Annotated in this window: 16 protein-coding genes; 4 read left to right on the top strand and 12 right to left on the bottom strand. The window is 67.4% G+C overall.

The window, feature by feature from the left end; all coding sequences use genetic code 11:
* The 4 genes from G6N57_RS14255 to G6N57_RS14240 all read right to left on the bottom strand — a co-directional run bounded on the left by G6N57_RS14255 (window position 1) and on the right by G6N57_RS14240 (window position 2,628).
* Complete coding sequence (locus G6N57_RS14255; RefSeq protein ID WP_077743061.1) at window positions 1–792, bottom strand: SDR family NAD(P)-dependent oxidoreductase; 792 nt, start codon at window positions 790–792, stop codon at window positions 1–3.
* Window positions 789–1,154 (bottom strand): cupin domain-containing protein, encoded by a 366-nt coding sequence (locus G6N57_RS14250; protein ID WP_133118328.1) that lies wholly within the window; start codon window positions 1,152–1,154, stop codon window positions 789–791. The genes G6N57_RS14255 and G6N57_RS14250 overlap by 4 nt, the downstream gene beginning before the upstream one ends.
* A 49-nt stretch (window positions 1,155–1,203) precedes the next feature.
* On the bottom strand, window positions 1,204–1,641 hold the full coding sequence (locus G6N57_RS32050; RefSeq protein ID WP_234815703.1) for a helix-turn-helix domain-containing protein: 438 nt from the start codon (window positions 1,639–1,641) through the stop codon (window positions 1,204–1,206).
* A gap of 399 nt (window positions 1,642–2,040) precedes the next feature.
* Window positions 2,041–2,628: a TetR/AcrR family transcriptional regulator gene (locus G6N57_RS14240; RefSeq protein WP_077743057.1), complete on the bottom strand. Its 588-nt coding sequence runs from the start codon at window positions 2,626–2,628 to the stop codon at window positions 2,041–2,043.
* A 47-nt stretch (window positions 2,629–2,675) separates the two neighbouring features.
* Here G6N57_RS14240 and G6N57_RS14235 point away from each other — a divergent pair, with 47 nt between their 5' ends.
* Both G6N57_RS14235 and G6N57_RS14230 read left to right on the top strand, forming a co-directional pair.
* Window positions 2,676–3,530: a lysophospholipid acyltransferase family protein gene (locus tag G6N57_RS14235; RefSeq protein WP_077743273.1), complete on the top strand. Its 855-nt coding sequence runs from the start codon at window positions 2,676–2,678 to the stop codon at window positions 3,528–3,530.
* A 46-nt stretch (window positions 3,531–3,576) separates the two neighbouring features.
* On the top strand, window positions 3,577–4,221 hold the full coding sequence (locus tag G6N57_RS14230; RefSeq protein ID WP_036448231.1) for a DUF4126 domain-containing protein: 645 nt from the start codon (window positions 3,577–3,579) through the stop codon (window positions 4,219–4,221).
* Window positions 4,222–4,244: 23 nt separating this feature from the next.
* Here G6N57_RS14230 and glgC read toward each other — a convergent pair whose 3' ends face one another.
* The gene (gene glgC / locus G6N57_RS14225) at window positions 4,245–5,459 is read right to left on the bottom strand and encodes a glucose-1-phosphate adenylyltransferase (protein ID WP_036394784.1); all 1,215 of its coding nucleotides are present in this window, start codon (window positions 5,457–5,459) and stop codon (window positions 4,245–4,247) included.
* A 98-nt stretch (window positions 5,460–5,557) separates the two neighbouring features.
* On the opposite strand from glgC, the gene glgA reads away from it, so the two are divergent.
* Complete coding sequence (gene glgA, locus G6N57_RS14220; RefSeq protein WP_077743056.1) at window positions 5,558–6,721, top strand: glycogen synthase; 1,164 nt, start codon at window positions 5,558–5,560, stop codon at window positions 6,719–6,721.
* A 21-nt stretch (window positions 6,722–6,742) separates the two neighbouring features.
* On the opposite strand, the gene G6N57_RS14215 is transcribed toward glgA, so the two are convergent.
* From G6N57_RS14215 to G6N57_RS14185, 7 genes are all read right to left on the bottom strand, one after another.
* Complete coding sequence (locus G6N57_RS14215; protein WP_003885506.1) at window positions 6,743–6,910, bottom strand: DUF3117 domain-containing protein; 168 nt, start codon at window positions 6,908–6,910, stop codon at window positions 6,743–6,745.
* A gap of 163 nt (window positions 6,911–7,073) precedes the next feature.
* Window positions 7,074–7,640: a DNA-3-methyladenine glycosylase I gene (locus G6N57_RS14210; RefSeq protein ID WP_077743055.1), complete on the bottom strand. Its 567-nt coding sequence runs from the start codon at window positions 7,638–7,640 to the stop codon at window positions 7,074–7,076.
* A complete protein-coding gene (locus G6N57_RS14205; protein ID WP_077743054.1) occupies window positions 7,637–8,020 on the bottom strand; it encodes a DivIVA domain-containing protein in 384 nt (127 codons plus the stop codon). Before G6N57_RS14205 ends, G6N57_RS14210 begins: the two co-directional genes overlap by 4 nt.
* 30 nt (window positions 8,021–8,050) lie before the next feature.
* A complete protein-coding gene (locus tag G6N57_RS14200; RefSeq protein ID WP_077743053.1) occupies window positions 8,051–9,001 on the bottom strand; it encodes a glucosyl-3-phosphoglycerate synthase in 951 nt (316 codons plus the stop codon).
* Window positions 8,998–9,873, bottom strand: a complete 876-nt coding sequence (folP, locus tag G6N57_RS14195) for a dihydropteroate synthase (protein WP_097926095.1) — start codon at window positions 9,871–9,873, stop codon at window positions 8,998–9,000. Before folP ends, G6N57_RS14200 begins: the two co-directional genes overlap by 4 nt.
* A gap of 99 nt (window positions 9,874–9,972) precedes the next feature.
* Window positions 9,973–11,751 carry a long-chain-acyl-CoA synthetase FadD6 gene (fadD6, locus tag G6N57_RS14190; RefSeq protein WP_077743052.1) on the bottom strand — a complete coding sequence of 593 codons (1,779 nt, stop codon included), beginning with the start codon at window positions 11,749–11,751 and terminating at the stop codon, window positions 9,973–9,975.
* A 91-nt stretch (window positions 11,752–11,842) separates the two neighbouring features.
* Complete coding sequence (locus tag G6N57_RS14185) at window positions 11,843–12,403, bottom strand: cytokinin riboside 5'-monophosphate phosphoribohydrolase (RefSeq protein WP_077743271.1); 561 nt, start codon at window positions 12,401–12,403, stop codon at window positions 11,843–11,845.
* A gap of 61 nt (window positions 12,404–12,464) precedes the next feature.
* Between G6N57_RS14185 and G6N57_RS14180 the strand changes: the two genes are divergently transcribed.
* Entirely contained in the window at window positions 12,465–13,205 is a 741-nt protein-coding gene (locus G6N57_RS14180; protein ID WP_077743270.1) for a TetR/AcrR family transcriptional regulator, read from the top strand.
* Window positions 13,206–13,215 lie beyond the last annotated feature (10 nt).

Below are 13,215 nucleotides of genomic sequence, written 5' to 3'. Positions count from 1 at the left end.
TCAGCGTTTGTAGCGTTGCCCCTCGGCCAGTTGTGCGGTGATGGCATCCGCCCCGGCTCGGCGCTGAATCGCCGCCGCCAGCCATGGGGCGGCCCCTCCCGCCCAGCCGATCATCCGCATAGGCCACGGCGCGACATCGACCTCGGCGAGGTCCCGTTCGATCGCTCGTACCGTGGCACCGGCCACGTCCTCCGGGGAACGAGTGCCGATCCCCACCGGTAATTTCGCACCGGAATCAGCGAACATTCCTGCATTGCGGACGTATCCCGGAAAGATCGTCGACACGCCGACGTTGTGAGTACGCAGATCCTCACGAAGCGCGAGCGCAAAGCCGCGCATGCCGAACTTGGTTGCGTTGTACAGGGATGCATATCCGGATGCGGTCTTGCCCGATAGTGAATTGATGAACACCAGGTGGCCTCGCCGCCGAGCGACCATGCCCTCCCCGGCCAGCTTTGCCATCAGGATGGGCGCACGGAGGTTGACGGCGAGCGCCCGGTCGATCTGATGGCCGGAATAGTCGGCCAGAAGGCCGGTGGCCGGCAGCGCCGCGTTGGCCACCACCACGTCGATCGGACCGGCCGCCACAAGCAACGCCTCGATCGCGCGCTCGTCAGCCAGATCAGCGGGAAAGGCCCGCCCATTCAGCTTCTCGGCCATCGGCTCAAGGATGTCGGCTCGGCGCCCGGTCAGTACCAGCTCGCTGCCATGGGCGGCCAGCTTGGCCGCGATCGCCTGCCCGATGCCGCCGGTGGCGCCGGTTACCAGCGTCGTCGCGCCACGCAGGTTCATCGTGCCTGCGCTTGCTGCCGCGGGTCATCGGCGGTGGATTCCTCAGTGACGCCGGGTGTGAAGAAGAGCTCGACGACATCCTGCACCTCGACGTGACGATGCCAGTGCCCCTTGGGCACGACCACAAATTGTCCGGCGGTGAGCTCAGTTCGATGAGACTCCGTGTCGGTGAGGACCTCAACGGTCACCCGGCCCTTCAACACCATCAACAGCTCGTCGGTGTCGGGGTGGAGTTCCCATTCGGATTTGTCCAGCTGGTCACCGTAATACATGCAGAACGCAGCGCCGTTGAACGGCGCGACCTCCCTGAAGTCGAACGGTGCCAGGTCAGCGGCAATGGCGATGGGATCGTGACGTTGCATGGTCACACCCTCACACGCAGCATTTACGGAAATCTTGTACGAATGTTCCCTACTGCGGATACGCGATGCGATCGATCGCCGATCCAGGGCTCCGAGCCAGGCTCGTCGGAGTCATTCCGGTGAACGACAAGGCATCTCGATGGAAGTGGGATTGATCGACGTAGCCACACTCGACGGCGACCCGCGCCGGTGTCTCCCCGTTCATGAGCCGGCGAGCAGCGTGATCGAACCGGATCAGGGCAGCAGCCCGTTTCGGCGACAGTCCGATCTGGTGCCGGAATCTTGACCACAGCCGCTTACGGCTCCATTCAAGCTCCGCTGCCAGGCGCTCGACTCTGATTTGGCCTCGGCAGGCCAGCATGCGGTTCCACGCCCAGACCACCTGCGGATCGGCTGCCGGACCCAGCCCTAGTCGTTTGGAGATCAGGGCCTCGGTCAACTCGAAGCGGTCTCCCCACGACCGAGCATCGGTCAACTGCTGCCGCATTCGTGATGCCTCACGACCCCAAAGGTCGTCTAGAACAACGACATTGTTGTCGAGTTCAGCTGGGGACACACCGAGCACTGCGGTTGCCAGAACCGGGGACACGAGGACTTCGACGCATGCGGCGGATCGAGTTTGGACACGGACGGCGCAAGGACCGGGTCCGGCGACCAGGCTCCCCCACTGCTGTCGGCCCGCGTTATCGTCGACCGCCAGCACGCAATCACCGAACTCGAACACAACGGTAACGGCCGGACGCGGAACGATGGGCAGCTCGACCAGATCGGTGGCGCGATCACGAAAGCCCGCCATCCGCCGACCCGGGGTCCGATTCGACGGTCTGGCGATGTCCCACCCTGCCGCCACAGCGCTCTCGTGACCACGCGCTCGCATAACCCGATGTTAGGTCGCGGCACCCATGTTTCCCCGCGCGGCGCTGATCCGGGCGGCGGCTTCGACGGCGGCGGCCCGGCGCGAGGCCAGGACGGCCGGATCATCGGTGGCCACCTCGGGGTGCGGTAGGTGTGCCCACGCCATACCGATGCCGAACAACATCGCGATCAGATCGGTCGGATTCCAGATGGGGTCGACGTGACCGTCGGCCTGTGCCGCTTCGATCGCGGCCACCGCTTGAGCGTGCGCGGGCGCACCACCGGTCTCGGGTTCGTCGAGGCTGAATCCCTCGAGTTGAGCCCAGGTGATCATGCGCAGATGTTCGGGCCGGCGGCAGACCAGGTCGTAGATGTCGCCGACGAAGTCGGGGACCGCGTCCGGCCGCAGGGTGACCGACTGGAAGAACTCGGCCGCGTCCGCCGCGAACACCTCACGGAACAGGGTCTCCTTGTCCCCGAAGTGGGCGTAGAGCCGCTCCTTGCTGGCGTGTGCCGCGCGAGCGATCCGGTCGATCCGGGCGCCGGCAAGGCCGTACCTGGCGAATTCGGCGCGCGCCGCGCCCAGGATCTCGCCACGCAGCTCTGTCGTGCTTCTCACAGCGACACCATAGCAGACGAACTAGTTCGTTCGGTATGATCGACAGCATGTCCGTCACCAAGATCGACGAGATCATGAACCAGCCCAGCCACGTCCAGACCTTGCGCCGCGCGGTGGAAGCCGTCGCCGACGGCGTCGACCCGCTGGTCAACCTCTACCGGCCCTATGTGGACGGCCTGGAGAATCTGCCCCGCGACGGCCGATTTCTGTTGGTGGGCAACCACACCCAGTTCGGCACCGAGACGCTGCTGATCCCGTACGTGGTGCGCCGCGAGATCGGGATGCGGGTGCGGGCGCTGACCGACCGTCGATTCGGTGACATGCCCCGACCCCTCTCCGACGTCATGGCGGCCTGCGGGGCCGTCGTCGGATCCCCCGAGGGCGCCCGCGAACTGATGGCGCACGACGAGCCCGTCATGGTGTTTCCCGGCGGCGGCCGAGAGATCGGCAAGTTCAAGGGCGAGCAATACAAGCTGCGCTGGGAAGGCCGCGCCGGATTCGCGCGCGTCGCCATCGAACACGGCTACCCCATCGTCCCCGTCGCACTCGTCGGCGGCGACGACGTGTACGTGGGAGTGACGACCCGCGACCACTGGTTGGGCCGGCTCAGCCAGGCCGTCAGCGAGAAACTGACCGGGCAGCGCGACAGGGCCATGCCCCTGGTCCGCGGTATCGGCCCCACCCTGATCCCACGGCCACAACGCATGTATCTGAGTTTCGCGGAGCCGATCGGCACCACGAAACCGGCACGGACCTCGGACGCGAAATGGGTCGACACCGTCAAACAGGGCACCCAGGAAATGCTGGAGCGAAGCCTGGATGATCTGCTGACCCTGCGCGCCGAGGACCCCTACCGCGAGCTGAACCCACTGGCCTGGAACCGGGCGACCCAAAGCCGATAACGGCGAACTACCTGGCACCGGGCCGAGTTCGCCGCATACTGCAGTAATGGAACTGTTGACCGGCTTCGGCCTGGCCACCGCGGCGGGGCTCAACGCCTACATCCCGTTGCTGGCGCTGGGCCTGCTGTCACGCTTCACCCATCTGGTGTCGTTGCCTGCGGGATGGTCCTGGCTGGAGAACGGCTGGGTGATGGCGATCGTCGCGGTGCTGCTGATCGTCGAAGTGGTGGCCGACAAGATCCCCGCACTCGACTCCGTCAACGACACGATCCAGACCTTCGTCCGCCCGACGGCGGGCGGCATAGTGTTCGGCTCGGGTACCGCGTCGCAGACTGCCGCCGTCGCCGACCCGGGTGCCTTCGCCCAGTCCGGCCAATGGATTCCGGTGGCGATCGGTGCGGTCACCGCGCTCGTGGTGTCGTTGACCAAGTCGACGGTGAGACCGGCGGCCAACGTCGCAACGGCCGGGGTCGCCGCACCCGTGCTGTCCACCGTCGAGGACGTCACCAGCGTCGGTCTGGTTTTCGTGGCGATCCTGCTGCCGGTCCTGGTGCTCGTCGCACTGCTGGCGTTGCTCTGGGGCGCCTTCCGGCTCTGGCGGTGGCGCAATCGGCGGAACGAGGCCAAGGTGGGCGCCAACGCGCGCACCAGTGCGGCGCCGCGGCCGGCCGCGGTGGACCCATGGGAGTGAGCCCGCGCTGACGACGGGTCAGGTCAGATCCACACACCCTTGCCGACGGCCACCACGCCGCCCGCGCTGATCGCGAACCGCTCCCGGTCCTTGTCGAGGTCCACGCCGACCATCTCACCCGGGCCGACCACCACGTTCTTGTCGAGGATCGCGTGGCGCACCACCGCGCCCCGGCCGATCCGCACCCCCGGCATCAGCACGCTGCCCTCCACGATGGCGCCGTCGTCGATCACCACGTTGGACGACAGCACCGAATTACGCACCGAGGCAGCCGAAATGATGCTGCCGGCGCCGACCACCGACTCCTGCGCCGATCCCCCGTTGACGAACTTGGCCGGCGCCAGATTCTCCGACTCGCCGCGGATCGGCCAGCGCTTGTTGTAGAGGTTGAACACCGGGTGCACGGACACCAGATCCATGTGTGCGTCGTAGAACGCGTCCAGGGTTCCGACGTCGCGCCAGTAGCCGTGATCGCGTTCGGTGGCCCCCGGCACCTCGTTGTTGTTGAAGTCGTAGACCGCGGCCATGCCGTCGGACACCAGCCGGGGAATGATGTCGCCGCCCATGTCGTGGTCGGAGTGGTCGTCGTCGGCGTCGGCGCGGATCGCGTCGATGAGCACCTTCGTGGTGAAGATGTAATTGCCCATCGACACGAAGGTCTGCTCCGGATCGTCGGGGGTACCCGGCGGATCCGCGGGCTTTTCCACGAATTCCCTGATGCGCCCGGAATCGTCGGCGTCGATGCAGCCGAACGCACTGGCCTCGGCGCGCGGCACCCGGATCCCGGCCACGGTCGCGCCGGCCCCGCTGTCGATGTGGAACCGCAGCATCTGCTCGGGATCCATGCGGTACACGTGGTCGGCGCCGAAGATGATGATGTAGTCCGGGTCTTCGTCGTAGATCAGGTTGAGCGACTGGTAGATCGCATCCGCCGATCCGGTGTACCAGCGCGGCCCGAGCCGCTGCTGGGCCGGCACCGGGGTGATGTACTCGCCGGCCAGGCCCGAGAGCCGCCAGTTCTGGCTGATGTGACGGTCCAGTGAATGCGACTTGTATTGCGTCAGAACGCAGATCCGGAGGTACCGGGCGTTCACCAGATTGGACAGCACGAAGTCGATCAGCCGGTAGGCGCCGCCGAAGGGAACTGCCGGCTTGGCACGATCGGCTGTCAACGGATACAGCCGCTTGCCCTCTCCCCCGGCCAGAACTATGCCCAGCACATGTGGCAACTCCCTCATGCGTCCAAACCTATCCGCCAACCAGCAACGCGGCCAGCCAATGGCAACAGAAGTGTGCGGTGTAGCTGGACCCACTGCGACCTACTACCGTCTCGGATATGCGGGTGGCCATGATGACTCGGGAATATCCACCCGAGGTGTACGGCGGTGCCGGAGTGCACGTGACCGAACTCGTCGCACAGCTGCGTCAGCTGTGCGCTGTCGACGTGCACTGCATGGGCGCCCCGCGGGACGGTGCCTTCGTCGCGCAGCCCGACCCGGCGCTGCGCGGCGCCAACGCGGCGCTGTCGACACTGTCCGCGGACCTCAACATGGTCAACTCCGCGGCGGCGGCCACGGTTGTGCACTCGCACACCTGGTACGCCGGGATGGCCGGGCATCTGACCGGGCTGCTCTACGGCATCCCTCACGTGCTGACCGCGCATTCACTGGAGCCGCTGCGGCCATGGAAGGCCGAACAGCTCGGCGGGGGCTACCGGGTGTCCTCGTGGGTGGAGCGCACCGCGATCGAGGCCGCCGACGCGGTGATCGCGGTGAGCTCCGGTATGCGCGACGACGTGCTGCGCACGTACCCGGCGCTCGATCCCGGCCGGGTCCACGTGGTGCGCAACGGGATCGACACGGACGTCTGGTACCCGGCCCCACCGGCCGACCACGACTCGGTGCTCGCCGAACTCGGCGTCGACCTGAGTCGCCCGATCGTGGCCTTCGTCGGGCGCATCACCCGCCAGAAGGGCGTCGCCCATCTGGTGGCCGCGGCCCACCGGTTCAGTCCGGACGTTCAGCTGGTGTTGTGCGCAGGCGCCCCGGATACCCCGGAGATCGCCGCCGAGGTGTCCTCGGCGGTGGCCGAGCTGGCCAGGGCCCGCACCGGCGTGTTCTGGGTGCGCGAAATGCTGCCGATCAACAAGATCCGCGAAATACTTTCCGCTGCCACGGTTTTCGTGTGCCCCTCGGTGTACGAGCCGTTGGGCATCGTGAACCTGGAAGCGATGGCCTGTTCGACGCCGGTGGTGGCCTCCGACGTCGGCGGTATCCCGGAGGTCGTCGCCGACCATCAGACCGGTCTTCTGGTGCACTACGACGCCACGGACCCGCGCTTCTTCGAGATGCGGCTGGCCGACGCGGTCAACTCACTGGTGGCCGAGCCGGAAACCGCCAGGAAGTACGGCGAGGCCGGACGCCAGCGGTGCATCGCAGAATTCTCCTGGGCGCACATCGCTGAGCAGACCCTGGAGATATACCGCAAGGTGTCCGCCTGAGCGGACACCTTGCGAAGTCGATCAGCTGGTGACGGCCTTGAGTTCGTCGCCCAGCGCCGCAGCCTCGTCGGGAGTCAGTTCGACAACGAGGCGCCCACCGCCTTCCAGCGGTACTCGCATCACGATCCCTCGCCCCTCTTTGGTTGCTTCCAGTGGACCGTCACCAGTCCGGGGCTTCATCGCCGCCATCGAGTGCTCCCTCCAACTTCGCCGACCCGCGTCAGCGGGCCAGGTTGGGGCCGAAGCCGCCCACTCGTTGGCGGCACCCGGCGTTGAACTGCTACTGAACTCCCCCTATTGTTCCTTATCCACGCCGATGCTTGTGCAAAGACCCATCGGATACCGACTGATGTCACTTTTGGGCGGTCGGCGGAACCCAGCAGGACGCGATGTGATCGTCGACCATCCCGGTGGCCTGCATCAACGCATATGCCGTGGTGGGGCCGACGAATTTGAAGCCCCGACGTTTGAGCTCCTTGGCCATCGCGGTCGATTCCGGCGTCACGGCAGGCACTTGTGCCAGGTCAGCGGGCCGCGGCCGGGCCGGCGGGGCGAACGACCACAGCAGCTCGCCCAGGTCGACGTCGAGGTCGGTGACCGCCCTGGCGTTGGCTATGGTCGCGACGATCTTGGCCCGGTTGCGCACGATGCCCGCGTCGGCCATCAGCCGCTCGACGTCGTCGTCGGTGTACTTGGCGACGGTGGCCGCATCGAACCCGTCGAATGCGGCCCGGAAATTCTCCCGCTTGCGCAGGATGGTCAGCCAGCTCAGCCCGCTCTGGAACGCCTCCAGGCTGATTCGCTCGAACAGCGCGGCGGAATCCCGCAGCGGCCTGCCCCACTCGGTGTCGTGATAGTCGCGGTAGAGGGCGTCGCCCGATTGCACGGCCCAGCCGCACCGGATCTTGTCGTCGGTCACGACTCCTCCGAGGTGCGGACCTCGCCTGCGGTGGCCGACACCTCTTCGTCCTCGTCGGCGTCGTCCTCCTCGCCGAAGTCGGCGGGCACCCCGTAGGCCGCGCGGACCGCGGCCAGCTCCCCGCGCACCGCGTCCAGTTCGCGCCCCAGCCGATCCAGGACCCAGTCGACCTCGCTGGTCTTGTAGCCGCGAACGACCTGGGCGAACTTGACCGCATCCACATCGGCACCGGTGACGCCCGAGGCGGGCAGGACCGTCGCCGTCGTCCCTCGCGGTAACGGCGGCAGCGACTCACCCCGGCCGAAGATGACGCTGCCCAGACCGAACAGCACCGTGGCCACCAGAACCAGCACCACCAGGTACAGCAGTATCAGTGTCACGCCCTCGATACTGCCTCACGCATGCGACATCTAGCGCGGGCGCAGGGTGACCATCGGCGGGCGGTCGGCCAGCGACACCGACGACACCCGCGGGGTGAAGTCGTCACCGTCGGCGTAGAACTGCGTCAGCCCCACCCCCGAATCGGCGATGCCGCACCGCGACAACAGGGTCGCGATGACCTGCCGGCTCATCGAGGCCAGCTCGGTCAACGGCCGGTTGCGGTGCGCCCGCACCCCCAGGTTCACCTGGGCGATGGCGTCCAGGCCCAGCCGGTCGTAGGTGTCGACCAGCAGGCCGATCTCCACGCCGTAACCGGGCGCGAACGGCACCGAGGTCAACAACTCGCGCGTGCCCGCGTACTCGCCGCCCAGCGGCTGCAGCACGCAGTTCAGTTCGGGGCGCAGCGAGGCCAGCAGCGGGCGTGCCACCAGCTCGGTGACCCGGCCGCCGCCGTTGGCGTCCTCGGCGCCGCTGACCTTGAGCGGGCGCCGGTAGAAGCCCTTGACCAGGTGCACACCGTCGGCGGTGAGCAGCGGGCCCAGCAGCTTGGGGACGAACATCGGGTCGGGGTCGATCAGGTCGGAGTCGACGAAGGCGATGATGTCGCCCGTGGTGGCGGCCAGTGAGCGCCACAGCACCTCACCCTTGCCCGGCTGCGGTGCGATCTCGGGCAGCGCCACCTCGCGGCTGATCACGCGGGCCCCGGCGGCCACCGCGCGAATCTCGGTGTCGTCGGTGGAACCCGAGTCGAGCACGATCAGCTCATCGACCAGCCCGCCGAGCAGCGGGGTGATGGTCTCGACGACGGAGGCGACGGTTTCTTCCTCGTTGAGGGCGGGCAGCACGACCGAGACCGTGCGGCCGGCCTTGGCGGCCTCCAGTTCGGCGATGGTCCAATTCGGCCGGTTCCAGCTGTGGTCGGTCAGCCAGCGGTGGCCGACGACGCCGTCGGCGACGGACAGATCAGGCAGAGCGGTCACGCGAGCCCCCTCACTGTTCGTGCGGGTGCCCGCACTCCCTGGATCGACGCGACCATTTCCAGCACGCGCCGAGTGGGTCCGACCTCGTGTACCCGGAACATGGCGGCTCCATCCGCGGCGGCCAGTGCCGTCGCGGCCAGGGTGCCCTCCAGGCGTTCGGTCAGATCCACACCCAGAGTCTCCCCGACGAAATCCTTGTTGCTCAGCGCCATCAGGACTGGCCATCCGGTCTTAACAAGATCTTTTACGTGGCGCAACAAACTAAGACCGTGATGAGTGTTTTTACCGAAATCATGGGTCGGGTCGATCAGGATCCGGTCGGCAGGCACACCCGTTGCTACCGCCCGCTCGGCAGCGGCGGTCACCTCGGCGATGACGTCGTCGACGACGCCGCGTTCGGTGATCCCGTAGTTCACCCGGAACGGCCGGGTGCGCGGCACGGCGCCGCCGGTGTGTGAGCACACCAGGCCCGCTCCGAACTCGGCGGCCACCTCCGGCAGCGCCGGATCCGCGCCCGCCCAGGTGTCGTTGATCAGATCGGCCCCGGCCGCACAGGCCTGCTTGGCGACCGCCGCACGCCAGGTGTCGACGCTGATCAGCTGGTCGGGGTAGGTGGTGCGCAGCCATTCGATGAACGGCACGACGCGGGCGATCTCCTCGTCGGCGTCGACCATGCTGCCGGGGCCGGCTTTGACCCCGCCGACGTCGATCACGTCGGCGCCCTCGTCGATGACGCGCTGCGCCGCCGCCTTGGCCGCGTCGTCGGTGAAGGTGGCCCCGCGGTCGTAGAACGAGTCCGGGGTCCGGTTGACGATCGCCATGATCAGCGCACGGTCAGCCGCGACCGGGCGACCACAGAACGTCGACAACACGCCTCCATAGTGCCTGGTGCGGCATCCGCCCTGGTTTTCCACCTCGGGGTCGTGACTCGACACCGCCGACGACCCGCGGGTAGAAACCGGCGCGGCCTACTACTTGGGCCGCTTTCCGGCCGTCACTTCCTCGGGGTACTCGGGGTAGAACGGCACGTAGCCTTCGTCGCGGCCGGCCAGCACGTACAGCGGGTCCTTGATGTCCGATCCGTAGCCCTGCTTGCGCAGCTCCACCTTCTGGCTCTTGAACGTGGAGGTGTGGGCGAGTTCGGTGACGACGCGGACGAACAGCGGCACGGCGTACGAGGGCAGGTGGCTGTAGAACGCGTCGGCGATCGCCTTCCCGTCGAACTCGTGGTCGGCCTTGAGCTGGACGGCGGCCATGCCGGCGCGGCCGCCCGCACCGGGCACCTCGACACCGAACACCGTGCACTCGTCGACGGCCGGGTTCCCGGCGAGCGCGGCTTCCACCTCGGTGGTCGCCACGTTCTCGCCCTTCCACCGGAAGGTGTCACCAAGGCGGTCGGCGAACGCGGCGTGGCCCAGCCCCTGCGAACGCATCAGGTCGCCGGTGTTGAACCAGACGTCGCCTTCCTTGAACGCGTTGCGCACCAGCTTCTTCTCGCTGGCCGAGGGATCGGTGTACCCGTCGAACGGCTGCAGCGCGCTGATCTTCGACAGCATCAGCCCCGGCTCGCCGCGCTTGACCTTGCGCAGCCGGCCGTCGGCACCACGGGCGGGTTCGCCGCTGTCGGCGTCGTATTCGACGAAGGCCACCGGGCTCGGGCAGATGCCGGTGGACTTCGACACGTTGAAGACGTTGACGAAGGCGGTGTTGCCCTCGCTGGCGGCGTAGAACTCGCAGACGCGCGGGATGCCGAACCGCTGGGTGAACTCGTCCCAGATGGCCGGACGGAGTCCGTTGCCGACGATGACGCGCACCTTGTGCGCGCGGTCGGTCGGCTTGGGCGGCTGGTTGAGCAGGTAGCCGCAGATCTCTCCGATGTAGACGAACGCGGTGGCGTCGTAGGCGATGACGTCGTCCCAGAACCGCGAGGCAGAGAACGACTTGCCGAGGGCCAGCGCGGCACCCGAGTTGAGTGCCGATCCGACCGAGACGGTCAGCGCGTTGTTGTGATAGAGCGGCAGGCAGCAGTACAGGGTGTCATCGCTGTGCAGCCGCAGTCCCAGGCCGCCGAATCCGGCCAGGGCGCGCAGCCAGCGGTAGTGCGTCATGACGCTGGCCTTGGGCATGCCGGTGGTGCCCGAGGTGAAGATGTAGAAGGCCTTGTCCTTGGCCAGGACAGCCGACGTGCTGGCCGGGTTCGTGGTGGGCGCGGTGGACGCCAGCCTGCGCAGTTCCTCGACCGTGATCAGGCCGTTGACCTCGGCCCCGCATTCGGTGACGTGCTCGATCAGGTCGGACTCGGCCACCACGGCCGCGGCGTCGAGCAGCCCGAAGCTGTGCGCCAGGACCTTGCCGCGCTGGTGGTAGTTGAGCATGCCCGCGACGGCGCCGCACTTGACGATCGCGAGCATCAGCAGCACCGCGTCGGGCGAGTTGCGCAGCATCACCCCGACCACGTCGCCGTGGCCGACGCCTTTGGCGGCGAGCACGGCCGCATAGCGGTTGACCGTCTCGTTGGCCTCGCGGTAGGTGATCCGCTCATCGCCGAACTTCAGGAAAACCCGGTCGCTGTACTGGGCGGCCCGCTCCTGGAACACCTTGCCGATCGAGGTCTTGGCCGTGGGCCGGGCCATCATCCCGGTGAGCACGCCCCGCGCGATGACCGGCGCATCCATCAGCAGACCGGGTACCTGGCTGGCGAGGTCGAGTAGGCCGACGCTGCTCCTGGTGCCCGATTTCTGGTCGGTCATGCGGTCTCCCCCTGCGCGTTGGTTGGGTCTCGAGATGGCTCTCGTGTGGCCAACACCATAGCCGCGCTGGTAACCGCCGTTACCGCCGGTTCTAGGTAAGCGGCGCGCAGACGTCGAGCGCCGCGGCGACCTCGTCGACGACGACCAGCCGGTCCAGGGCCTGGCTGGTCACGTAGCCGGAGTCCACGAGGCCGCGCAACCAGGTCAACAATCCGTCGTAATGACCGAACGGATCGAGCAGCACCACGGGTTTCTCGTGCATCCCCAGGTAGCCCGCCGTCCACGCCTCGAAGAACTCCTCCAGCGTGCCGATGCCACCGGGCAGCGCGATGAACGCGTCGGAGCGGTCCTCCATCTCCTTCTTGCGTTCCCGCATGGTGTCGGTGACCACGAGTTCTTCGGCGTCCACGTCAGCGAGTTCGCGGTGCACCAGAGCCTTGGGGATCACGCCGACGGTGCGGCCGTTGGACGAGCGTGCGGCGCGGGCGACCGCACCCATGGCCGAGACGTTGCCGCCGCCGGAGACCAGCGTCCAGCCGCGCTTGGCGATGGCCACCCCGACCTCACTGGCCAATGCCAGCAGCTCGGGATGGGTCGGCCCCGAAGCGCAATAGACACACACCGCAAACTCGCGGTCAGTTTCACCGGACACGTACACAAACTAGAGGGTGCCGGTGAACCGCCGATGACGGGTGGACGATGTCGGGTGGGCGATGGACTCAGCCCCGGCTCGCGGGGACACTGGGCTGAACGCGGAGGGGACGATCCTGGTGACTGACGATGTCGATCAACCGACACGGTTGAGCCGCGAGTTCATCTTGGATACCGCGATCGGGTTGATCGATCGCGAGGGTCTGACGAAGTTGACCATGCGACGGCTGGGCGCGGCCTGCGGTGTCGAGGCGATGGCGCTCTATCGCTATGTGCACAGCCGGGGCGATCTGCTGACCGGCGTCGTCAACCACATCGTCGACCGCCTCTACACCGATCAGCTGGCCGCGCGCCGGCAGGAGGACGGCTGGCAGGACTTCCTGATCCGGCTCGGTCACGGCGTGCGCCGCATCGCCATCGAACATCCCGAGGTGTTCCCGCTCGTGGCGACCGAGGCGCCGGAAGCCCCGTGGGTGCGACCGCCGCTGCGCAGTCTGCGCTGGATGGAGACGTTCCTGGAGACGCTGATCTCCTACGGGTTCAGCGATGACGCGGCCGTGGCCGCCTACCGGACGTATACGACGTTCCTGGTGGGCCAGTTGCTGCTCGAGGTGTCGGCGCGCGGTGTGGCGCTCAGTCCCGACGAGGCGGTTCTCGACGAGGCGCCGCGGCCCGACACGTCGCTGGCCGACTACCCGAACCTGCGGCGGCTGCAACCGATGCTGGCCGAGGATCACAGCTCCGACGAGTTCGAGGATGCGATGGAGGCCCAGCTCGACCGCATCGAAACCTGGCTGAACTAGCACTGAGCAG

This window comes from Mycolicibacterium boenickei (assembly GCF_010731295.1).
GTDB lineage: Bacteria > Actinomycetota > Actinomycetes > Mycobacteriales > Mycobacteriaceae > Mycobacterium > Mycobacterium boenickei.
This window is presented reverse-complemented; position numbering and strand designations above follow the sequence as displayed.